A 24,016-nucleotide genomic window follows, 5' to 3' on the forward strand; every position below is an offset into this window, starting at 1 on the left:
GAACCCGGCCTGCGCCAGCGGTACGGCGGAGAGCGGCGCGATGGCCTCCCCGGGCGCCACGGGCACCCGCTCGGCACGCACCCGGAAGTGGACCGCCTCGCTCCCCCCGTCGGCCAGCGGCCGGACGAAGGTCCGGCGCAGCCCCTGCTCCTCGGGGGCGGCGGACGCGTCCCGGTCGCCGAACAGCTCCGTGAAGCGGGCGCCCAGCGACTGGGTGTGGAAGTGGGTGTCGAGGAACGTCTCCATGGCCGTCAGCTCCGCGGGTGTCCACTCCGGCGCGCCGGTGGAGCGCCGCTCGTGCAGGAACTGCTCCCGCAGCTGCTCCCGTACGTCCGTGGACTGACCGTGCCGCGTCAACTGCGCCAGCCCGACCGGCCCGTACAGCCCCGAGCTGCCCCGCGGCTCCGTCAGCTCCTGCGGGATCACCGGCTCCGGGAGGTCCGGCCGCGGGGCGTAGGTGAGCGGCAGCGGGGCGTCCGGCAGCCGGTTCAGGCCCGCATCGTCCACGAGGCGGCCCAGCGTCGCCTGGAAGGCGTCGGCCAGCTCCTCGGGGACCCGTACGACGGCGGCGACGGATTCGCGGAACTCGTGGCCGACCGGGTCGCCGAGCGGGCGCACCCCGGCCTCCAGCCGGACGGTCAGCAGGAACGGCACGCTCCGGCCGTTGAACCGGACGCTGTGCCAGCGCCCGCCGCCGGTGTCGCCCGCCGAGCTGAACGATGTGGACGTCCCGACGTCGAGCCGCCCGGGGAACTGGAAGGCGGGCAGGACGGTGCCCGCGGCGGTGGTGGCACCGGCGGTGACGGAGAAGCCGCCGCCGGTCGCGGCGGAGGCGCCCTGCAACTCCAGCCAGCGCAGGTTGAGGACGGTCGGCAGGGCGGTCGCGTCACCGATCCGCTCGACGCCGGTCACCTGCCCCGACAGCCCGCCGTGCAGCGTCCGGCCACCGCTGAGCGGCACCGGCGGCAGCGTCATCCCGCCGTTGAGGATGCGGGCGAGGTCGTTGAGCACGCTCAGCTCGCCGAGCCGGTGGTGCAGATACTCGTGGAGCGGGTTGCCGGGCCGGGCGTCGGCGGGGTAGGCGTGGATCAGCCGGTCCCGCAGGCGGCCGAGACCGCCGATGTGCTGCCCGACGGAGAAGAACCGCAGGACCTCCTGGGTGAACCGGCGCCGCAGCGCGGCGGGCGCCTCGGTGGGCAGCGTGGCGTGCCACGGCGTGCGGGTGTCGTTCGTGGCCGGTTCCACCAGCTCGCTGGGGAAGGCGACGAGCAGCGTGTCCTGCCGCGAGCGGGTGCGGCCCAGGACCGGCACCGCCGGGCCCGCCGTGGTGACCTCCAGCCGCACATCGGCGAAGGTGAAGTGTGCCAACTCGCCGCTGTAGCCCAGCGACGGGTTGGTGTACGCGTTGGTGCTCCGGCTCTGGTCGTAGGAGCGGGACGACGACAGACCGGCACCCACCTTGGGGGTGACCGGGACGTTGCCCGGCGTCAGCGGCACCTTGACGGCGGCGCTCAGCCCGACGGAGGAACCGGCGTTCTCCGCACTGCCCGTCGACCGGTTGGTGGTCGCCTCCTGCGGGCCGATCAGCTTCTCGCCGTAGGGCCGGTAGGGCGCGGTGGCGGGGGTGGCGCGGTGGCGGTGGATGTCGGTCAGCCGGATACGGACGGTGTGCTCCGCATGCTGCCGGTTCCCGGGCACGGTGAGCGTCAGACCGCCGTCGACCAGCCGCCGGGAGAGGTTGTTCGCCCCCAGCCGGTCGAGGTACGCGCCGAGTTGGGTGTCCACCGCGGACGTCAGCCGCCGGTGGAGCGCCGCGCCGATGTCGGCAGCGGCGGGCAGCAGCGAGGCGACCAGCTCGCCGAGCGGACGGGAGACCGTACCGCCGGGCAGCACGGTGCCGTCGAAGCGGAGGTCACCGAAGGCGACGACGGAGCCGAACAGGCCGAGCGGGAACTGCGCCGCGCGGCCGTCCGCCGCGACACCGAAGCCGACCGGCGGCACGGGAGCCTGCGGGAAGGTCACATACGTCTCGTCGTACGGGAGGGTCTCCCCGGCGGTGTGGAGGAGCCGCGTCCGCTCTGCCTCGGACAGCGGGGCGGCCGGGGCGGGGAGGGTGTAGGTCGGGTAGCTCTCCTCGACGGTCTCCACGACCAGGTCGGAGTCGTCGTCGCTCTCCCGGACGAGCAGGTCGTCCTGCCCGTCGAGGGGCGCGGCGCCCGCCGTGACCTCCTCGGACTGGGACACCGGCCGCGGTACGTCGATGACGGCGGGCGGCACCAGGAGTCCGGTGGCCGTCGCCGTGGTGGCGCCGGGTGCCGCCGGGGCGGTCGCCGCGTTCCGCGGGGTGAACGTCCGCCACGCCCCGCGGTTGCCCCGGGCGTCGTGGTAGAGCAGGAAGCTGAACTCCTTGACGTGCGGGGTGGCGGCCACCTTGGTGGTCGGCGCCACGACGTTCATACCGGTGGCGTCGGCGATCTGCTGGGCGATCGAGCGGCCCGCCGCGTCGGTGGCCGCCGCCTCGCACGCGGCCAGCAGGATCCACGCCCGGCTCCCCGCGCGTTCCTTCAGCGCGACGACGCTGGGGCGCCGCCGCAGCATCCGGCCGAAGTCCGTCCCCGACACCCGGACCGGCCTGCCGTGCACCGGAACGGTCAACCAGCCCTTCCCGCCGTGGAGCAGCGCCAGGTACAGATCGTCGCCGGGCTGCCAGGGCACGGTCTCCAGGTCACTGCCGGAGACCGTGTGCCGCACGGTGTGGCCGCCCTTCCCGTCCGGGACGCGGACCGTGCGCTCCGGGTCGAAGTGGGCGAAGTGCCGGGTGGTCAGGTCGAGATCGGTGTGGGTGAGCAGCCGCTCCCGGGTGTCGTCGACGGTGTGGAAGGACCGCCCGGCCGATCGCAGCGAGCCGGGGGAGACGATGAGGAGGTGGTCGATGTCGGACGCCTTGATGCGGGTGCCGTCCGACGCCGTCAGCTCCAGCTCGGACTCCCCGGCGCCGTCCCCGAGGCCGGTCAGCTCCAGCTCCGGCGGCTCGGCCGCCTGCCGGAACCACTCCCGGACGTCCGGGTGGAGCGCCTGCCGCGGCGGGTTGACCGTCCGCGGGTCGTGGTACGCCGCGTACGCCTCCGCGAACCAGGCGCCGGGCGAGGCGAACTGGTGGCGGGAGACCGCGTGGGCGCGGGCGGCGACGGAGTAGCTGATCCACCCGCCGGTCACCGGGTGGGTCTGGTGGACGCGTCCCCCGTACGCCAGCAGGGCCGCGCCGCCGTCGTCGCGTGTCCACGGCCGGTCCATGGCGTCCCGCAGGAGTGTGACCACGGCCGTCAGCTGTCGGAACAGCTCCGGGTCACCGTCGGCCAACTGCTCGGGTATCCGCCCGATCCGCTCCGGGTCCGGGCCTTGGGCCCGCTGCGTCGGCGTGATCCGGGACGCCACCTCCGCCACCAGCCCGTCGAACGTCCGGGTGCCCGGGGTGTGGGTGGCGGCGGTGAGTCCGACGAGGGCGAGGAACGCCGTGGCGACCTCGGAGATCCCCTCGCCGGTGTGCGTCCGCCAGCCGCCGAACTCCGGCCGGTGGGCATGGTGGAGCGACCATCCCGTCCGGGCGTCGACGGAGCGGCCCACCTCGTGCCGGAGGACCCGTTCGACGAGGTTGCCGCCCTCCGCCGGGGCGGAGGTGGGGTGCGGAGCCGCGGTGATCAGGTTCTGGTGGCCGCCGGTCGCGACGAGGTCCCGCACCCAGCGCAGCGCGAGCCCGTTCCCGCCGGAGCGGGTGTCCAGCCAGGACGGCATACGGAACGGGTGGGTGAGGTGGAGCGTGCGGTCACCGGGCCGCCAGGCGCTGTCGGACGTTCCGGACGCACTGGCGGTGACCGCGGTGAGCTGCGGGTTCTCCTCCACATCGCGGCGCGGCAGGGAGCCGAGGACCTGCTCGATCCGGTCCAGCAGCGCATGCCCGAAGTGGTGGCCGCCGCCCGGCCCGGCGCCGATGAGCGTGCCGAACCGGCGGGTCAGCGCCGCCTCCCGCGCCCCCGCACCGGCGTTCCGCAGCCAGCCGCCGATCGCACGGGACGGGGCGACCGCCACCATGGTGCTCTGGGCGGCGGGGGCGGAGAGGTCCCATGCCGGGGCGTCCGCCACGGCGTCGGACGCCTCGTCACCGGTGGCCGCGCTCCCCTCGTCCTCCCGGAGGGCGGCGGGGTGGCCGTCCGGCAGCATCCGGCGCAGCTCCCGCTCCAACGGGGTGTCCTCGGGCAGCAGCCCGTCCTGCGTCAGGTCCGCGTAGGTCGTCGCGGCCCACTCCGGTGACGGTGCGTCCACGGCGTCGAGGTGCCGCCGCACGCCCTGCCGGGCCTCGTGCAGACGGGTGCGGTTGAGGTGCTGGACGGTGTGCGCGTCGAGGGCGTCCGTACCGGCGTCGCGGTGGTGGGTGTCGGTCTCCCGCAGCGAGCGGAAGGGCGGCGTGTCCGAGGTGAGGTGTGGGAAGTCGTAGGCGTGCTCATCCGTGAGGACCGCGACGGTGCGGCCCCAGGTGGGCAGGGTCTTGCCGTCGATCCACAGCCACCGCTCGCCGCGTTCGTCGGCGTCCTTGCGGAGCTGTTCGCTGACGACGGCGAGCGGCCCGCTGAACCACTCGACGCCCTGCCGCGGATCGACCCCGATCGCGGTCAGCCAGGCGTCGATGGTCAGCGGCCCCAGCTCCAGGGCCGGGTCCAGCACCCGGAACTCGTCCGCGCCCGCCGCCGTGCGGACGGGGATCGCCGCGGCGATGTGGTACGCCCACTGCACCGGCCCGGTGCCGAGCATCTCGGCGGCGCCCTCGGCGTGCGGGGACTCCAGCTTCAGCTGCGGGCCGACGCGGGAGACGATGACCTTGCGGACCTGCGTGTTCCACTGCTGGAGCCGCATCGTGATGATGTGGGCGCGCAGATGGCAGCCGTCCTCCGGGTGCCGGTTGGGCAGCGGGCGCGCCCCGTCCCGCGGATGCTGGTACTCCAGCGTCGTCAGCCGCTCGTACCACTCCTGCGCCTGCTCCTCGGAGACCGGCACCGCACGGGTCGGGTGGCCGAACACCTCCGGGAGCCGCTGGTGATCGGGGACGGAGAGCCGCCCGGGGCTGAGGAAGAAGTTCCACAGGTTCTGCCGGGTCAGCCGGGTGTACGCCTCCTCGACCGACCAGATCTTGCGCAGATCCCGCCGCAGCCCCCCGACCGCGTCCAGCGCCTGCGGGAAGAGATAGCTGGTGATGAGCAGGAAGATCCGCAGCGCGAACGCGGTGACCTGCGGCAGCCGCGGCAGCGGCACGCCCTCGGCGACATGGCGCAGATCGAGGTCCCAGGGGGCGTCCGGTGCCGCCGGTCCGTAGAAGTGGTGCAGGATCCGCAGCGCGTCCGCCGGGGCGAGGGCCTTGGTCATCAGCGCCGGGACGAGCAGCTCCGGGAGTGTGGAGCCGGTCGCCCGGTGGACGGCGCGGTCGAGGTCGTCGAGGGCGAAGCTGTCGGCGGGCCGGGCGCGGCGGGCCACCAGCGCGTGCAGCGCGGGCACCTCGACGACCGGCGCCTTCAGCAGGTCGTGGAAGCCGGTGGCGAACTCCTCGTCGGTGAGCGGGGCGGGGGCCACCGCGATGGGCGCCTGCTCCGGTGCCGGAGCGGTGTCCTGCGCCCGCGTGTCCTGGTCGCCGTCGGTGAGCGCGTCGGTCGCGGTGGTGGCCTGCGGTGCGGGCGCACCGACCGCGAGCGCCCCTTCGACCGCCGTGAGCTGGGCGAACGCCGCCCGCTCCGCCCGGTCCCGGCGCATCCACGCGTCCCGCAGGACCGCGGCGGCGGCGTCGAGCCGGGCGCGCGCCTCGGTGAGCGCCGCGTTCAGGTCGGCCGGGACCCGGTCCACGGGGTGTGTACCGCGCCGGGCCTGCCGGTCGGCGCGGACGAGCGCGTCGTACTCCCGCAGCCGCGCCTCGACCTCCGACCGGGCCCGCGCGTACCCCTCGGCCGTGTCGAGCGCGACATCGAGCCGGTCCCCGGCCGTCTCCCCCGCGTCCTCCACCACGGCGGGCGACGGCGCGGTGGTCGACGGCGCGGTGGCGGTCGCCGGGTGGTGCGCCGTGCCGGTGGGCGCCGGTGCGGCGGACTGGGCGAGCGCCGTCTCCGGCGGCAGCAGCCATCCGCCCACCCGCTCCGTGGGCGCGGTGTGTACCGGTGCGGGGGACAGCCCGGCGCGCCGCAGCGCGGCCGCCAGCCGCCGCCGCGCCGCGGTGTCCCGCTCCTCGGCCGCGGTCCGGGCGCGCCGGGTCCGCTCCGCCTCCTGCCGGGCCTCCCGCAGCCGCGCCGCCGTCTGCTCCTCGACGGCCCGCGCCTGCGTGAACTCCACGTATTCCGGGCGCTGTTGGACATTCGTGTCCGCCGTCTGCGTCCACTGCCCGGACCGCAGCAGCTCCGCCACGACGTACACGCCGGTGTCCAGCGCGGCCCGCGCCTGCCGGTGCGCCCGCTCGGCCACCGTACGGCCGGTCCGGGCCTCCCGGTCGGCCGCGACCGCCCGCCGCAGCCGTGCCGCGGTCTCCTCGGCGGCCTCCCGGAGCGCCGGAAGCGCCGCGGTCGCCTCGTCGGTCAGCGCCGCCCGCCACTCCTTCCCGGCCACCGTGAGACGCCGCTCCGCCCGCGCCGACAGCTCCTCGGACGGGGCGTCGCCGGTCGCGTCGGACCGGTCCGCGTCCCGCTCCGCCCGGGCCCGCCGGACCGCGTCCGCAGCCGCCGCCAACTCCTCCTGGGCGGCCTGGGCCCGGGTCAGCGGCCGGGCGAGCCCGGACGCCGGTGGCGCCGCGTGCGGTACGGGCATCTCCTGCGCCTCGGACCCGGCGGGGAACTCCTCCTGGACCACACCGTCCGCGGCGGGCGTGGCCGCCTCGGTGACGGTGTCGTCGGGGCGCCAGGACGGCGCGAGGTCGTGCGGCGCCCAGATCCGGCGGTAGGAGGCCATCAACTCCCCGGCGAACCGGCCCCGGAGCCGGGCGCGGGTGGCGTCGTCGAGCGGGTGGGTGCCGGTCAGGGCGTCGAACGCGGTGTGGGCGGCGCGGAGTGCGGCCGGTGCCTCCGCCTCGAAGCGGAGATGGGCGTCGAGGGATTCCAGCAGCCGCGCGGACCGCAGCTGCCAGTCCACGAGGCCGCCGGACACCTCCGCGACCCCGGAGTGTGCCCCGGCGAAGGAGGCGTCGAAGTCGGCCGCCGCCCGGGCGCGGAAACCGGCCGCGGCCCGCTCGGCCGCCTCGTCCGTCAGCGGGAGCCCGGGGTGCGCGGCCCGCCACTCCGCCAGCGCATGGGCGAACGCCGTCTGCGCCCCGGCGAGCGCCGCCGCCTTGGCGGCGACCGCCAGCAGCCGCGGCGCGAGCGCCTCCGCACCGGTCAGCCCGGTGTACGTGGCCTCCCAGTCGACGGGAATCCGGGCCGTGGCGGTGTCCGCGAACGCCCGCTCGAACGCCGCGTCGACCGCGACGGCGGTGGCGTGCTGCACCGGCGCCACCGCGGCGGCGAGCGCCCGCTCCGGCGCCAGCGCGGGGAAACGGCGCAGGAATGCCAGGTCGGCGCCCTCGCCCCGGAGCGCCGCGGCCTCCGTGACATCGTCGAGCGTCCGCGCCAGAACGGCCTCGTGGGCCGCCTGCCGGGCCAGTCGCCGCGGCAGCTCCGCCGTCGCCGCCGCGTACGCCTGCCGCCACCCCGCGAGCGCCTCCGGGCTCTCCCCGCGCGCCGCCGCGACGGTGTCCGGCCGCAGCTGCCGGGAGAACGCCTCGTCCAGCGCGGTGAGATACCGCTCGCGCAGCGCGGCGATCCCGGTCCGGGACAGCGTGGTGCCCTGTGCCCCGAACGCCGTGAGCACCGCCTGCTGCTCCTCGGTCGGCCGCTCGCCGAAGGCCGCCACGGCCGCGTCGAACTCCCGCCCCGCGCGGTCGAGTTCCGACACCCGCAGCGCCCGCAGATCCAGCATGTCCGGGAGTTCGGCGAGCAGGTCCCGCAACTGCCGCACCCCGGCCCGTACGTTGGCGGCCAGCCGGGTGCCCCGGGCGTCCGCGGGGGTGGCGAACGTCGCCCGGACATGGACGTCCAACTGCTGCGCGAACCGCTCCGCCTCCTCCTCGGCCACCCGCGTGAGCAGCTCCTCGTCGAGGGCGTGGGCGGGGGCCGCGGCGCCGGGGGCGAGCAGCGACCGGCGCCAGGACCGCACGGCACGGTCGAAGGCGGCCCGGCCCTGCGCGCGGGCGCTCTCGCGGGCCCGCTCCAGGGTCAGCCGCCCCTCGGCGGCCTCCCGCAGCTCCTGCGCGGTCGCGCCCTCCTCCCGGATACGGGACATCTCGTCGGTCAGCCGCTCCGCCTGCTGCGGCGACAGCGGGTGACCGCCGTCCCGCGCCCACTCCTCGACGCCCGCGCGCAGCTCCTGCCGGTGCGCGGCCTCCGCGCTCTCCTGCGCCAACAACTCCTCGTACGCCGTCCGGAGTTGCTGCTCGGCCTCGTGCATGACCGGCGTCCGCCAGTCGTCCGACCCCGGATGCGCGGGGACGGGCGTGGCCGGGGCGGACGCGCCGTCGAGCAGCTCCGGGTGCTCCCGGAGTTCGGCGCCGCGCCGCACCACCGCCATCTGCTCCGCGTACGCCCGCCGGACGTCGGCCGACGCGCCCGGATCGCGCTCCAGGGCCTCGATCGCCTGTGCCCGGTGGAGCTGCTGCTCGGCCCGGAACCAGCGGTCGGTCTCCGCGCTCCACCCGGAGCCCGGCAGGAACTCGTGGGAGCGGCTGTACGCGGTGAACCGGCCCACGAGGTCGGCCATCGGCGCGGCGACGGCGGTCAGCCGCTGCGCCGCGGCGCGGACCGTGCGGTTCCACTCCTCGCGGGTCTGCGGCACCTGCCCGTCGGCGGGCGGCGCGGTGTGCGCCTCGACGTAGGCGCTCTCCACCTGCGTGAGCTGGGCGGCGTACCACTTCCGGGTCGGTTCGTCCCAGAAGTGCTGGCCACGGGTGAGGTCGTTCTCCACCATCCAGCCGTCGACCAGGCCGGAGCGGGGCGTGAGCGGGCCCTGCCGGAGCGCCGCGCGGAACTCCCGCCGCAGGCCCTCCCGCTCCGTCCAGTCGGCGTGGGCCTGCCGGTAGGCCGGGCCGACCTTCCGCCCGGCGGCCTCGGCGGCCAAGGTCTCGGTCAGCCCGTCGGCGATGCCTCGGGCGAAGTGGCTGCTGAACTCCTCCTCCAGACGCCCGGCCTGCCGGGTGGCGGCGAACCCGCGGTCCCAGCGGTCGGGGCGCAGGTGGGAGTCGTAGCGCTTCCAGGAGAGTACGCGCAGCTCCTCCCCGTACTCCCAGGACCGCGGCAACTCGCCCTCCCCGGCTGCCGGGTGCTCCTGTGCGAACAGCTGCTGCCGGATGTGGCCGGAACCCTCCGCGGCGGCCGTGTGCGGCTCCGCGGGCTCGTGCGTGGTCCGCGATCCGGCCTGGTTCCGCGCCGACGGCTCCCGGGTGACCTCCTCGCGCACCTGCCGCTCCGGGACACGCCGCCCGGCGCCCCGCTCCTGCGGCACGGTCTCGGTGATCTGCTGCTGCGCGCCGGGGCTGTCCGGGGTGTCCTCGGGGGTACGGGTCCGGTCGGAGGCCGCCTCCGGGGTCTCGCGTTCCGCGGTCAGGTCCCGGCCGGAACCGTGCGGGGCGTCCCCCTCGGCGGCGGCGCCCGCGGGTTCGCGGGTACCGGCGGGCGCGGTCTCCGTCGGCCGCTGCCCCGCCACGTCCGGCGCCGGGCGCGGCTCCCGCTGTGTCCGCACACGGTCGAGGCCCTGTTGGAAGGCGTCGGCGGAGTTCTTCTCGGTCTCCAGCCAACTCTTCAGATCGTCGGCGCCGGGGCGGCGGAAGTGGTCGTCCAGGGCGACCCAGTCGCGCCGGAACGCCGACGCCACCCCGTCGCTGCCGGACCACCGGCCGCTCTCCGGGACATGGTGGATCAGCCCGTCGCCGAACGTCGTCTCGAAGACCTCGCCCGCCTCCCGGGCGGCGAACTGCCGGTCCTCGTCCAGCCGCAGTTCCGCGTCGAAGCGGTCCAGGAGTGCCCGGGAGTCCTCGCGCCACTGCCGGAACCGCGGGTCCGACTCGCCGCCCGCCAGTGGGGAGCGGCCGGTCCGTACCCCGCCCAGGTGGGTGTCGGCGAGCTTCTCCAGCTCCGCGGCGAGCTTGTCGTGGACCCGCTCGACGGTCACCGGGTCGGTCAGCAGGCCCCTGCCGTCGGCCTGCGCGCGCAGCTCACGGAGGTGGGCGTCCATCTCCTCGTGGTAGCGCAGCCGTCCGGCGAGCCCGCGCTCGCCGGTCATCGCCGCCGCGGCGGTACGGCCCTGGCCCACCGCGCGACCGGCGGCGTGCGGATCGGTCGTGCCGCCCACGTGGTGCGCGGTGAACGCGTCGTCCACCGCCGCCCTGAGATCCTTCTCCAGGCTCTGCGCGGCCGCGTCGACGAGGTCGGTGTCCCGGTCGTGCCGGAACGCCCCGTCGAACAGCGAGTCCCGCAGCCCGGGCAGCTCCCGTTCGAGACGGAGCTGCTCCTCCAGCTTCCGGACCCCGCCGTCCAGCGCCAGATCCGCCGCCTCGCGGGCCTCCGCCCCCGCCGCGTGCAGCGCCCCCAGGTCGCGGTAGGTGTCCAGCAGTTGGCCGCGGGCGGTGGCGCGCCACTTCTCGCGGGCACCGTCCCACGCGGCGCGGTCCGGGCGGTCGCCGCCGTCGTACCGCTTCATCAGATCGTCGACGTGCCGCTCGGCCCGGCGGGCGAAGTCGAGCCGGTCCCGGAGGGAGCCGACCACGTCCCCGCCGTCCGCCCCCGCCTGCCGCGCCGCCGTCAGCTCCTGGGCGTAGCGGGACTTGACCGCGTGGACCATCTCGTGGGGGAGCGGGTCCCGGACGAACTCCGGGGTCGCCAGCAGGTCGTCGACGGCCTTGTCGGCGGTGGGGGACCAGTGGCCGTCGCGGTGGCGCAGGTCGAAGCGGGTGGGCAGCTCGTCGAGGAGCTTGCGGTGGTAGCGGGACCAGGACTCGGACAGCGCCTCCCGGTCGGCGCTCCCCACCAGCCCGGCTTCGGGCAGCTCGGTGAGCTTCTCGAACTCGCTCCGCAGCTCGGCGGTGACCTCGTCCACCACCGCCTTGATGTCGTCGGCGCCCGGCGTGTACGACGTAGGACGGTCGATCAGCTTCCGGAAGCCGTGGCCCCCCGCGTCCTGCGCCGCGGTCGAGGCGCGCCAGGCGGAGGCCGCGGCGTCGTCCGCGCCACCGGCCGTGTCCAGCGCCCGCGCCGCGGCCCGCTCGGCCGCCTCGGCCGCCGCCCGGGCCTGCGCGGCGGCGTCCCGGACCGCGGCCGCCACCTCGGCCGTCGGCGCGGCGGCGCCCGCCCCGCCCGGGAACCGGTCGGCGGCGGCGCGGGCCGCCGCGGTGGCGTCCGCGGCGCGCGCCGCCGCGTCCCGCGCCGCCGTCGCGGCGTCCTCCGCGGTACGGGCGGCGGCCTCGGCCTTCTTGACCTCGGCGACATCGCCGTGCAGCGTCCGGTCCACCTCCGGCGCGGCGGGGACGGTGTCCCTGCCGCGCGCGGCGGCCCGCTCCTCGGCGGTGAGGGACTTCGGGGGGAGCGCGCCGCCCCGGCCGCCCTTCCCCACCAGCCGCTCCAGCGCCTCGGCGGCCTCCTTCGCGGCGGCGGCCGCCTGCCGGGCCGAACCGGCCGCGTTCCGGGCGGCGTCGGCGGCCTGCTCCGCGGTGCCGGTGGCGTCCGCGAGCCGGTGGTGCGGCGGCTGCCACTCGTGCGCCGCGCGCCGGACGTCGTCGGCGAGCTGCGACAGCTGCCGCTCCTGCACCCCGGCCAGCTCGACGACGGTCTCGTAGTGGTCCAGGAGACGGGTGCGGGCCTGCTGGTGCTCCGCGGCCCGGGCGGCGTCGTAGGGGATGTCGGTGGTGCGCTCGGGGGCGTGCCACTCGATGCCGTCCAGGCGTCCGTCGGACCAGATCTTGCCGTGGCCGGACATCCAGTCGCGGTGGAACTCCGACCACATGCGGTCCGTGGTGGACGTGGGCAACCCCGGGTGTCCGGCGGTCAGTTCGTCCCAGGCGGCCCGCGCGCCCGTGGTGGCCTCCGGCAGCCGTTCGGCGCCCGCCCGCAGCTCGGGCGTCGCCCGGCCGATGTCGGCGAGGGAGGAGTCGAGCCGGGTCAGCGCGGAGTCGACATGGGTGGGGGAGTAGTCGGTGCCCAGGCCCTTGCGGACGTCGGCGAGGGCGTGGTCGCGCAGCTCCTGCTGCCAGGCGCGCACCTGCGAGCCGTGCGGGCCCAGGTCGTCGGCGGGGCGCAGCGAGGCGTTCCACCGTTCCTGGACGCCGCGCTCGAAGCGGAACCGCTCGTCCAGGCTCCCGTTGAGCCGCTCCAGCCCGTCCCGGGTGAGGGTGTCGAGGTCCCGGGCGCCGGTCTCCAGCGGCTTGTCGCGCACCGTGTCCCACAGCGCCTCGGCGTCGCGCTTCAGCGAGGCGTGGACGCTGTCGATCAACTCCCCGCGGGTGTGCGCGGCGCGGGGCCCGTCCGGCAGACGGGTGTCCAGGCGGGTGGGCAGCTCGTCGATGAAGCGGCGGAGGTCCTGTCCGGCCCGGACCTCGGCGTCCAGCCGGCCGATCAGCTCCTCCCCGCGCTGCGGCCACTTCTTGACCGCGAGGTCGTGGGCGAGCTGCTGCTCCTTGGCGGTCAGCCGGGAGAGCACCCGCGGCCGGTGCTTGGCGGCGCGGAGCTTCGCCGCCTCCTTGTCCACCAGCTCGTCGAACGCCTCCCGGCCGGTGCGGGAGTAGCGGTCCTGCAGGGCGGTGCGGTCCTCCGTGCTCAGCCCGGAGCCGAACTCCTGCCAGGCGTCGAGGTGTTCACGGGCCGTGGCCTGGAACTCGATCTCCCGGCCCAGCCGGTCGGGCAGCCCCTTGCGCAGGTGGTCGGCCATCTGGTCGAAGCGTCGGCCCTTGTCGCTCACCTGCCAGTGCGGCTCCGTCCGCAGCTTGCCGTACGTGGCGTCCGCGACATGGCTCAGCCCCTCCTCGTACTCCTTGGCGAACCGCTCGACGAGGTCCGGCTCATGGCCCTCGGCCCGCCACCCCCGGCGGGCCTCGGAGACCTTCGTCTCGATCCTCCCGTCCAGCTTCGGCTGGAGCTTGTGGAGTTGGGCGCGCCCGCGGACGGTGCCGCCGAGCCTGTCCAGCTCCTTCTGCCACTGCTGCTCGGCCTTGGCCAGCGCCTCGGGCCGGACGTCGGTCCCCTCACGGAGGGGGCCGAAGATCTTGTCGAACGTGGTGCGGGCGTCGCCCACCAACCGGTCGAAGACCTGCTGCCGTTCGGCGTCGTTCAGCGACCGCAGCGCCTTGGACGAGCCGGTGGCGTCGGTGAACTTCTCCTGGAGCTTCCGGCCGCCCTCGTGGAAGTGGGCGTCCGAGGTGTACTCGCGGACCCGCTCGGCGTCGGACAGCCGCTCCGCGGTGTTCTTCTTCAACGTGTCGCTCTCGGCGGCCCACGCCTTCTCCTTGGCGGCGTCCGCCTCCTTCGCGGCGGCCGCCCCGGAGTGCTCCACGTGTCCGGCCGCGCCCGCACCGGGACCGCTCCCCGCGTGCAGGGGGTCGGCGCCTTCCCGGGAGCCGGGGTGGACGGCGTCGTCCGCGGTCCGCGACTGGTGGACGCCCTCGGCCGCCGCGTCGTGGGCCCGGTCGCCCCGGCCGCCGGAGGACGCCGAGGTGTGCTCCGTGCTCTTCGGCGCCCCGGACTGCGTCGGCCCCTCGTTGCGGGCGCCGTTCCGGGCGGTGGTGTTCCCCTCGTCCCTGGTCGGCAGCTCCTTCGAGGAGGTGGTGACGGTGCGGTCGCCGCCCGGCTTGTTCTCCACCGACGGCCTCTCCCCGGTGGGCGTCCCCGGCGTGGACCGTTCCGTCGGTGCCTTCCCCTCGGTGCCCGCGGGGTGCGGCTCGGAGCGGCTGAGCTGCTGCGGCCTGCCGTTCTCCGCACCGACCTTGGCGTCCTTCACCCCGGGCGCGGTGACATCCTGCGCCTTGGTGCTGCCGGGGTTGCCGGTGAGGTCCTGGGCCTTGGTGTTGCCGGGATTGCCGGTGAGGTCCTGCGCCTTGGTGTTGCCGGTCAGGTCGTTCGTCTTGCCGTTGCCGGGGTTGCCCGTGAGGTCCTGGGTCTTGCCGTTGCCGGGGTTGCCGGTGACGTCGTTCGTCTTGGCGCCGTTGGGCGTGAGGTCGCCGCTCCGACCGTCGCGGAGCGTCTGGTGCGGCGCCTCGGACTTCGGGATCTCGCCCGCCGGGCCACGGCCGGGCGGCGTGGCCTCCAGGTGCGCCCTGCCCGGAACCTTCTGGAGCCCCTCCTCGCCGACGTGCTGCACACCCTTGCCCGGCGCGCCGGGGTTGTGCGCACCGTGCTCGGACACCTGCGTCAGGGGCGGCACCTCGGCGTGCTCGTCCGCCGTCCGCGACGAGGTCGGCGCGTCCTGCTGCGGCGTCGCCCCCGGGCCCTCCTGCTCGGGGCGGCCCGTGGACGTACCCCCGGGCCGTTCGTCGGAGAGCGGCGCCCCCTTGGCGGGCCCGGTGTGACGGCCCGCCGGGGCGTGCGGGGACACCGGGTCGGTCGCCGACGGGTTCGGCTGGTGCGGGCTCTCCAGATCGGGCTTCGGCTGGAGCGGCACCTCGCCCTGCGGCCGGGGGCCGTTCGGCGGTGTCAGCTCGCTGCGCGGCGGGACGTTCCCGGGCGTCTCGCGCGGCGGGGCCGACGGGTGGGGACCGGCGTTCACCGGGATCTCGGCGCGGGGCAGATCCCCGCCGGGGAGGAGGGTGTCCGTCTTCGGGGGCTTGAAGGTGGTCCGGTCCGGGAGGGCGGTGACCGGGCCGTCCGGCACCTTGTTGACGACCTTGCCGTCGAGGTTGCCGAGCCCCGACGGCGGGGTGATCGAGCCCTTCGGCATGTCGAACCCGGAAGCCCCCCGCCCGCCGCCCAGCGGCGGCGCCTCGATCTTCGGGTCGAACTTCGGCGGGGTCAGCTTCGGACCGCGCATCAGATCGCCCAGCCCCCGCCGCAGCGCGCCCAGCCCCTTCAGACCGGGGGCGAGGAGGCTGCCCGCGCCCGCGAGCCCGAGGTTGAGGCCCTCCTGCTTCCACCACTCCTTGCTGCCGAAGTCCGGCATGTCGGTGTGGGTGACGGCGGCGGCGAAGGCTTGCGCGCCCACGTCGGCGCCGAGCTGCACCGCGACGTTCAGGATCACGTCGAGCGCGATGGCACCGGCGTAGGTGGCGGCGACGGCGATGCCCTCCATCACCACGCCCATCGCCTCCAGCACCGAGGTGAGCGCCGCCAGGATCGTGCCCAGCGGCAGCAGGACCGCCAGCGCCACGACGGCGAGCAGCGGGAGCAGGGTGACCAGCATCAGCTTGATCGCCTGCATCCGCGCCGCGTGCAACTCCTTGGCCTGCACCTCCTTGATGAAGTCGCCGTACGCGTTGATGGTGTTGCCGATCTCCCAGGCGTGGTTGACCGCGGGCCGGTACTTCTCGTCCCGCAGCCGCGGCCAGGCCACGGTGACCGCCGTGTCGTGGGCGTCGCCCCGCCAGTCGACGCCCTGGACCGAGCCGTCCATGTCGAGCATCTTTTCCCAGAGCATGTCGCCGAAGTCGATCCATGCGTTGCCGAGGGCGTAGATGTCGTCGGTAATGGTCTGATCGGGCTGGTACATGGCGACATCACCTGGGTGGGGAAGGGCGGAAGGAGAAAGAGGGGAACTGTGTCACGGAAAGGTGCCGGCTGCGAATATCAGCGGGACGTCAGCGCAACGCAAGAAAAAAGCAAGAAAAACGCAAGCGGAGCATCCGCGGGGAATAGCGGGGTGGCGCGAATTTCGGGGTCAGAATTTTTCACCGATCGCGGACTTCGTGCTGTCGGTGACGTCCTCCGCTTTTCCGCCGCCGTCGCCCGTCGCGGCGAGCTGGGTGGCGAAGTCGTTGAACTCCTGATGGGACGCGTCCTCCGCGGCCAGATAATTGTTGCCCGCCAGCGTCAGCGAGAAGGCGACCCGCGCCAGCACGCTGTTCGTCTGGCTCTCGGTGTCGCCGCTCTTGCCGAAGAGGCTGGTCATGCAGGCGTCCAGGCGCCGGAAGAAGGCGCCGGCCTCCTCCTCGGTCTTGCCCGCCCAGCCGACCTGGAGGTCGGAGAGCGCCTTGAAGATCTTGGACACCTCGTTGCCGAGGTCCTCGACGAGACCGCCGCCGCCGTCGGGCCCGCCGATCTGCTCCCCGTAGGTCCGCAGTGCCTCACCGTCGACGGAGATCGTCGCGTGCACGCCGCCCACCTGGCCGTAGGTGACCGGGGGATCGGGCCGGGGGTCTTTGCTGGGGCTCACCGCTGCTCCTGGGCCGTACACGGGAGCGCCGCCGTACCGCCGGGCGGGCTCCCTGGGGGATGTCCGGACGTCGGCGCCCGCCGCGCGGCAGCGCACGGCGGGCGCCCGATGCGCCAGGGGCGCCGCCCGGCCCGTCCGGACCGGTGCGGCACCCCTGGCGCTACTTGTGGAAGTTCTTCGTGTTCTTGGTCTCGACCTCGTGGTAGACGTCGTACGCCGCCTGCATCCGCCGCTTCATCTCGTACAACAGCGCGACCAGCGTCTCCATGTGGTCGCTGAACTCGCGCTGGAGCTCGGAGAAGGTCGCGCTGGACGGGGAGCTCCAGACGCCCTCGGCGAGCCGGAAGGCTTCCTTCACGGCGGCGATGTCCGCCTCGATGGCGGCGGTGCATCCGCCCACCGTGCCGATGGTGTCGTGGAGCCGGTCCAGCTCGATCCGGAACTCGTCGAGGGTGAAGGTACGAGAGGCCACGCGGTGACTTTAAGTGCGCGGATGACCCCGATGCAGGTCCCTCTTCCGACGCCGTCCGTGTCACCGATCAGGGGCGATACGGCGTCACCCAACGGGGACCTGTCTGTCTCGCCCCCGCATTGGATGGGATGGACAGAACCGGACACCACCCGGAATGATCATGGCGGAAGGGCACCTGTGGCAGTGGAACCGAAAGACTCCCGGTACGGCCCCCACCGGGTGCCCATCGACGCCGACGGCGGCGGTTCGGACACGTCGGGCGACGGCGCCGCGCCGCCCGAGGCCGCCGCGCCGCCCACCCTCTCGATGCTCTGGCAGACCACCCCGGTCATCACCACCGAGATGCCGCAGACCGACGGCAGCGGCGGCGACGGGAAGGCGACCAAGGCGCCCAGCCACGCGGCCTTCAACGTCAACGTCGGCGCGCTCGCCGACAGCATGGAACTCCTGCGGGTCTCCGCCGGTCAGATGGTCACCGGGTACGAGAACCTCAAGTCGCTCGTCCTCGCCGCCGACGCCGCGCACACCGTCTTCGGTGAGCAGGCCACCTACACGGACACCATCCCCAAGCCCCGCCCCGGCCAGAACGTGGACCGGCGCAACCCGCACGAGGCGACCTTCGCGGAGCCCGACCCGGGCCCCCTGATCAAGGACGACCCGGGGGTGCGGCAGGCGGCCGAGAAGTTCGGCCCGGTGATGTACCCGAGCATGAAGAACGTGCTGATGGAGTGCGCCAACGCCATCGAACTGGTCGGGCGGTACATGGTCCTGATGGACCGCACGGGCACCTACTACGCCCACGCCGACCACGCCTCCGTCTTCCCCGGACCGACCGGCAAACCCATCGTGGACAGCTGAGCGCGCCGCCCACCGGCACCGACGGGCCGGGGCCCGGCCGTTTCCCTGCGGAAGCGGCCGGGCCCCGGCCCGTCCGCGTCCCGGCCGCCCGTGAGCGGCCGGGACGCGCCCGGTCAGGCGGGTGCGCAGGTCAGCTGCACCGGACCGGCGGCATCGTGTGCGTACTGGGTGGCCGCCGTGTGGTCGACGCCGGTGTTGAACATCCGCAGCGTCACCTTGCCGCTGCGGACCTTGAACGGGCCGTGCGAGAGCCACTTGCCGCGGCTGTTGACCTGGTCGATGCCGAAGGCGGTGGCGGGGGTGCCGCCGCTGCGGTCGGCGTCGTAGACCGCGTACTGCGCGGGGTGGCCGCCGACGTAGAGGATCTTCGGGTTGTCCGGGATGTACACCGCGAGGCGGCAGGTCGCGGCGCCCTTGATCCTGGCGCTGTAGTCGAACTTCCACAGCACGTACTGGGCGGGGTCGTACTTGGTCGACGACCCCGACATCGGCAGCGAGACATACCGTCCGGTACAGCCGGAGCCCGTGTAACCGCCGGTGCCGGACTTGACCCAGCCCTCCCGCTTCAGCTGGAAGTTGGCGTCCTTCATCCAGAACCCGGCGGTCGCGTTGGACGGACAGCCGTACCCGGTGAGCGCGGTGAACGCCGGGGCGACGCTGCGGGAGCGCGCCGTGACGGTGCCGTCGTGGCCGGTGGCGGCGGCCTTCGGGCTCGGCGGGGTGTGCGCGGAGCCCGTGGGGTCCGCGGTGTTCGGCGCGGGTATGTCCTGCCGCCCGTCCGGGGTGATCTCCTGGCCGCCCGTGCCGCCGGAGCCGCCCGTGCCGCCGATGCCGCCGGAGCCGCCCACGCCGCCGGTCCCGGCGTTCCCGGTGCGGGACTCCCGGCCCTTCTCGTGGTGGTCGGCCCCGGCGGTCGCGCCCGCCGGTGCCACCTTGTCCGCCGCCTGTGCCTTCTTGTCGTCCGGGGCGGTCAGCGCGCCGATCGCGAGGGCGCCGAGGCCCAGCGCGGCGACGACCGCGATGCCGATCACCATCAGCCGCTTGCCCGGCCTGCCCTCCTCGCCCCCGGAGCGGACGCCGCCCACGAACGCGGAGACGAAACCGTGCCGGTCCTCCTCCGGCAGGCGCCCCGACGCCGCATCGGCGGACTGCGGGGACTTTTCCTGGTCAGCCACGTACGTACTCTCCCATTGTCGTGCCGTAAGAGACAGGCGGCAGAATACCGCTCACCGGCAATCGGAAAAGGCCCCCGGAAGAAATCGAATCGCTCCGGTCGGTTTGCCTTCCGAGGGGGCTCCGGGTGATTGTGTGACGCCCCGCCGAAGCGTGTGGTGTTCCGCTCCGCGGACCGTCGATCCGACGGTACCGATCGGTGCGGTACGTTGGGGCGCATCGCCTCGATCTTCCGCTAGTGTGCCGCTCGGAAGAACGGGGAACGACGCGTTGATCTGACGACAGGAATACGCATGTCCAGCTGTGCGCGCATTGTCATTGTCGAGCGCCAGAATCTCGTCCGGTACGGTCTGGAAAGGGCGCTTTCCCGGGCTCCGTGGCTGGAGGTCGTCGCCTCGGTGGAGCGCGTGCAGGACCTCCCGCTCACCCCGGGACCCGACGCGCCCGACGCCATCCTCTACAGCCCGCCCGCCTACGACCACGCGGGCACCGAGCCCCCGGCGCGGACCCTCGACCGCCTCGTCGCCTGCGCCCCGGTGCTCCTGGTGTCCGGCTTCGTCCAGCCCTACCGCCTGCTCGGCGCCGTCCGCGCCGGGGTGCTGGGCTGCGTCACCGACCAGGTGGACGACGAGGAACTGCTGCGCGCCGTCGGCACCGTCGTCACCGGCGGCTTCCATCTCTCCGCCACGCTCGTGCCCCGGCTCCGCAACGAGTTGGAGCAGCCCGGCGGCATCGAACCGCGCTCGCTCGCCCGCCGCGAACTGGAGGCGCTGCGGCTGCTCGCCGAAGGACTGACGCACGGTCAGATAGGCCGCCGGATGGGCCTGTCCGAGGCCACCGTCAGTACGTACGTCAAACGCATCCGGGCCAAGCTCAACGTCGGCAACAAGGCCGATCTCACCCGGACCGCCATCGAGTTGGGGCTGCTGCGCGAGCCGCGGCCGAAGCTCGCCGCGAGCGCCGTGGGGCCGCTGGCCACGCCGGGACGGGCGGCCGGGGGGCGGCTCACGGACCGGGCGTACGCAGGATGAGCGCCGCCATGTCGTCGTGTCCGTCGCTGGGGTGGCGGTCGGCGAGCGAGCGGCACAGCTGGTCGACCGGCTCCCGGGCGTGGTGCCGGGCGAGCGCCGCCAGCGCGGTCATCCCCTCGGTCAGCGGCCGGTCGTGGCGCTCGATCAGCCCGTCGGTGTAGAGGATGACGATGCTGCCCGGCGGCAGGACGCGGGAGTGGTCGGGACGGGGCCGGGTGGTGTCCACCCGGAGCGGCAGTCCGGGCTCCGCGTCCAGGTAGTACGCGGTGCCGTCCGGCGGCACCACCAGGGGCGGCGGGTGCCCGGCGCTGCTCCACCGCAGCCGCCAGCCCCGGTCGGCGGGGTCGAGGCGGGCCACGCACGCCGTGGTGAGCAACTGGCCGCCGGTCATGTCCATGATGCGGTCCAGCTGGGTCAGCGCGGCGCTCGGCGGGGTGTGCCCGTCGAAGGTCAGCGCCCGCAGCATGTTGCGGGTCTGCGACATGGCCGCCGCCGCCTCCAGATCGTGGCCGACCACATCGCCGATCACCGCGATGCACGAGTCGTCGGAGAGCTTCACCGCGTCGTACCAGTCGCCGCCGAGCTGACCGGGTGTACGCGCCGGCCGGTAGATCGCGCCCGCCTCGAACGGCCGCAGGTCCAACAGCTCCGGCAGCAGCAGCCGTTGGAACCGCTCGGAGCTGTTGCGGACCTGGTCGTACAGGCGGGCGTTCTCGATCGCCACCCCCGCGGTCCCGGCGAGCGCCAGGATCACGCCCTCGTCGTGCCGGTCGAACGGCTCCCCGTCCCTCCGGTCGGAGAGATAGAGGTTGCCGTAGATCCGGCCGCGTACCGAGATCGCGACACCGAGCAGGGTGCGCATCGGCGGATGCCCGGGCGGGAAACCCGCCGAGCCCGGGTGGTCGGCTATACGGTCCACCCGCAGCGGCTGCGGATGGTGGATGAGATGCCCCAGCAATCCGCGCCCCCGCGGCAGCTCCACCCCGGCGAGCCCGGCCAGCTCCTGGGTGGTCAGGCCGAGCGGGATGAACTCGGCGAGCTGCTCCCCGCTGTCGTCCAGGACACCCATGGCGCCGTAGCGGGCGCCGACCAGATCCATCGCGGTACGGACGATCCGCCGCAGCACCGTCGGCAGCTCCAGCTCGCTGCTGATGCTGACCACCGCGCCGAGCAGCCCCTGGAAGGTCCGCTGGGCACGCGCCAGATCGTGCATCTGCTCGCCGAGGCGGTCCAGGTCCGAGCTGAGCGGCAGGTTGAACAGCGACAGATACGGCACGTCGGCCGGGTCGTCAGGCGTCCTCTCCTCCCGCTCCTGCGCCACCGGCTGCCCCTTGTTCACCGCCACCGGAACGCGCGCACGACGCGCTCACCTCGACGTACAGACCCTTCCATATGAGCATGGATCGGACGGACCGCGCCTGGTGTGGGGCGGCCGCGGTGCACCGTCCGGGGGAACCGGGACCGCTACGGCCGCCCGGACGCCTCACCGCCGTGGGCCGCCGCGGCCGGGCGCCGTGCGGTGGGCCCGCGCCAGATGGTGCTGGAGGCGGGCGTGGCGGAACTGGTAGACCGCGCCCGCCTGCCGCAGCACCCCGCGCCGGTAGGCGTCGTCGAGGAAGGCGGTGACGGCCCACGGCAGCCGCCCGGTCAGCGGCAGCCAGAACCTGCCGAGCACCAGCCACTGCCCCCACGCGGTCAGCGCGAGGACATACCCCAGCGCGCCGCCCACCCCGCTGAGCGTGCCGAGCACCAGCCCGGCGGCGGGGCTCCACAGCAGGGGGCCCAGCACCCCGCGCAGCAGATCGACCGCCGCCGCGGCACCGCCCCCGACCAGCGCCCCGAAGAGGGGCGCCCAGACGGCGAGCCGGGTCAGCACCGTCGCGCGGTGGGTGCGCAGCAGGCCCCGCGGATGGGCCGCCGAGCGCAGATCGAGGGGGCTCTCCACCAGGCTCAGCAGGCAGAAGCTCAGCCCGGCGGCGACGCTGAAGACCAGCCCGTAGAAGGTCCCGTCGATCAGGCCGTACCGCAGCCCGCCCGGCCAGCGGAAGCGGCTCTGCATCAGGCCGACGACCAAGCCGTAGCCGAGGCCGAAGACCCCACCGCCCAGCGTCCCGACGACCAGCCGGGGACCGGCCGTACCGCGCGGCGCCCCGCGGCCCAGACGCAGCCGCACCGCCGACGGCGCCACCTGTACGTCCCGGACCGCGAAGGTCAGCCAGTACACGAGCCCGAACATCAGCCCGGCCAGCAGCCCCACCACCGCCCCGTCCACCAGCGGGTACGGGCCGCCGACCGCGGCGGCCAGCGCGGCGTCGGCGAGACCGATGGCCACCCCCGTCACCAGCGCGGTGACCGCCGTACGGGGACCGCGGCGCAGCCCGCCGCCCAGCCGCCACCACGCCAGGTCCGGGGTCTCCAGCCGGTGGAGGTGGTGGGCGAGGTGGCCGAGCCAGTGCCGGGCGCGGTCCGGGGCGACGGCGCGGCGCGGCCGGGCGCCCGGCGCCGACGGGGACGGGCGGCGGTAGACGGTGGGCAGAAAGCTCTCCAGGAGGTGGTCCTCCAGCGCCTCCGGGCCGCCGAACCGCTCACCGTCCAGCAGCTCCGCCGGGTCGTGGTCCGGGGTGTCGCTGTAGACGGCGCGGGCCAGCGCGACCATCAGCGGATTGGTCAGAACGGCCGCGAGCGGCGGCGCGGGGTGCGCGCGCAGGGCGGTCAGCACCGGCTCCCAGGCGTTCGCAGCGGGCCGGGCGCGGCCGGGCTTGCGGGTGGTGCGGGGCAGATAGGCGGCCAGGTCGTCGAGGGTGAGGTCGGTGAGTTCGACCGCCGCGGCGGAGGTGAGGACATCGGTCTCGGCGACCGCGGCGGCGTACTCCGCGGGGCGGCTGGTGAGCAGCAGCGGGAGGGTGGTGGCGTTGAGCGCCTCCAGCGCGGGGCGGCGCAGCCCGGCGGCCATCTCGTCGAAGCCGTCCAGCACGGGCAGCACCCGCCCGGACTCCACCAGCGCCGCCGCCAGCGTCGTCCCGCCGGGACCCTGGGCGGCGTAGCCGGGGTGGTCGCGGATCAGCCGGTCGGCCAGCCAGTCCCGCAGCGGGACGGCGGTCGGGTTCCAGGCGCCGATGCTGAAGATCACCGGCACCGGCTCCGCGGCGGTCCGCGAGGCGAGATGGTCCAGGACGAACCGGAGCGCCAGCACCGTCTTGCCCGAACCGGACCGCCCCAGCACCACCAGCCGCCCGGACGGCACCCGCCGGTACAGCGCCGCGACGCCGTCCAACCGCCCCTCCAGCGCCAGCGGTCCGGCCGCCGCGCCCGGTGGCAGACGGCGGATGTTGGCCCAGTGGTCGGCCAACTCCTCGGCGGCGGCCCGCCACCGCACCGGCAGCGGGAACGGATCCTGGATCTGCCGCTGCTCCTCCTCCCGGCGCCAGCGCGCGGCCACGGCGCCCGCCAACTGCTCGACGGCATCGGCCAACGGGCCGGAGGCGGGCGGGGGAGCGGAGGTGGACGAGAGATCGGGGGACGAGGGGATGTCGGCTGCCGGGCGCGCCGCTTCCCCCGGGGACGCCGGTGTGGTGCCTGCGCCCCGGTTCGTACCGGGGGCCGACGCGTCCGGGACCGTGCCGGGGACGGACGCGCCCCGGGCCGTGCCGAGGACCGGGCCTGGGCCCGCGCCCCGCGCCACCTCCTCGCCCGGCACCACCTCCGGTGCGCCCCCGTCCCGCACCACCTCCGCCCCGTCCAGCCCCCGCCGCGCCTCGCCGCCCAGCGCCGCCCGGAGCAACTCCCCGCGCTCGTCGGGGGCGAGCGGCAGCGCCCGGGCCAGTTCCTGGACCGTGGTCATCCGCGGGTTGACGCGGCTGCCGGTCTCCAGGCCGCGGATGGTGCGGACGCTCACCCCGGAGCGCTCCGCCAACTCCTCCTGGGTCAGCCCCGTACGGCTCCGCAGCCGCCGCAGCACCTCGCCGAACGCACCGGCCACAACTGACGTTCCCTCCCCGTGCGACGACGTCCTTCGCAGGTCGAGGACTGTAGCGCGGCCACCGGCCACATATGGCCGCCTCGGTGTCCTGTCCACCGTTCCTCC

At 74.9% G+C, this 24,016-nt stretch carries 8 protein-coding genes (1 of these 8 cut by a window edge); 2 read left to right on the top strand and 6 right to left on the bottom strand.

What is annotated here, in order from left to right:
* From IF23_RS0105190 to IF23_RS0105200, 3 genes are all read right to left on the bottom strand, one after another.
* Positions 1 to 15,735, bottom strand: partial view of a protein-glutamine glutaminase family protein gene (locus IF23_RS0105190; protein WP_030280295.1) — the beginning only. Its footprint begins 15,846 nt before the window's first position; 15,735 of the gene's 31,581 nt are visible here — the first part of the coding sequence; its start codon is at positions 15,733 to 15,735; its stop codon lies beyond the left edge, outside the window.
* 168 nt (positions 15,736 to 15,903) lie between these two features.
* The gene (locus tag IF23_RS31885) at positions 15,904 to 16,398 is read right to left on the bottom strand and encodes a hypothetical protein (protein WP_051739243.1); all 495 of its coding nucleotides are present in this window, start codon (positions 16,396 to 16,398) and stop codon (positions 15,904 to 15,906) included.
* A 160-nt stretch (positions 16,399 to 16,558) separates the two neighbouring features.
* Positions 16,559 to 16,870, bottom strand: a complete 312-nt coding sequence (locus IF23_RS0105200) for a WXG100 family type VII secretion target (protein WP_030280298.1) — start codon at positions 16,868 to 16,870, stop codon at positions 16,559 to 16,561.
* A 219-nt stretch (positions 16,871 to 17,089) separates the two neighbouring features.
* On the opposite strand from IF23_RS0105200, the gene IF23_RS0105205 reads away from it, so the two are divergent.
* A complete protein-coding gene (locus IF23_RS0105205) occupies positions 17,090 to 17,728 on the top strand; it encodes a hypothetical protein (protein ID WP_157847974.1) in 639 nt (212 codons plus the stop codon).
* Positions 17,729 to 17,841: 113 nt separating this feature from the next.
* Here the strand turns inward: IF23_RS0105205 and IF23_RS0105210 are convergent, their stop codons facing one another.
* Positions 17,842 to 18,903 (bottom strand): hypothetical protein, encoded by a 1,062-nt coding sequence (locus IF23_RS0105210; protein ID WP_030280302.1) that lies wholly within the window; start codon positions 18,901 to 18,903, stop codon positions 17,842 to 17,844.
* A 291-nt stretch (positions 18,904 to 19,194) separates the two neighbouring features.
* Between IF23_RS0105210 and IF23_RS0105215 the strand changes: the two genes are divergently transcribed.
* Entirely contained in the window at positions 19,195 to 19,932 is a 738-nt protein-coding gene (locus tag IF23_RS0105215; RefSeq protein ID WP_078653792.1) for a response regulator transcription factor, read from the top strand.
* Here the strand turns inward: IF23_RS0105215 and IF23_RS0105220 are convergent.
* Together IF23_RS0105220 and IF23_RS0105225 are read right to left on the bottom strand one after the other, a co-directional pair.
* Complete coding sequence (locus IF23_RS0105220) at positions 19,907 to 21,253, bottom strand: PP2C family protein-serine/threonine phosphatase (RefSeq protein WP_051739288.1); 1,347 nt, start codon at positions 21,251 to 21,253, stop codon at positions 19,907 to 19,909. The two genes, IF23_RS0105215 and IF23_RS0105220, sit on opposite strands and share 26 nt — an antisense overlap.
* Before the next feature lie 162 nt (positions 21,254 to 21,415).
* The gene (locus tag IF23_RS0105225) at positions 21,416 to 23,911 is read right to left on the bottom strand and encodes a helix-turn-helix domain-containing protein (RefSeq protein ID WP_030280308.1); all 2,496 of its coding nucleotides are present in this window, start codon (positions 23,909 to 23,911) and stop codon (positions 21,416 to 21,418) included.
* Positions 23,912 to 24,016 lie beyond the last annotated feature (105 nt).

Origin of the sequence: Streptomyces catenulae (genome assembly GCF_000718015.1) — a bacterium.
GTDB classification, from domain to species: Bacteria; Actinomycetota; Actinomycetes; order Streptomycetales; family Streptomycetaceae; genus Streptomyces; species Streptomyces catenulae.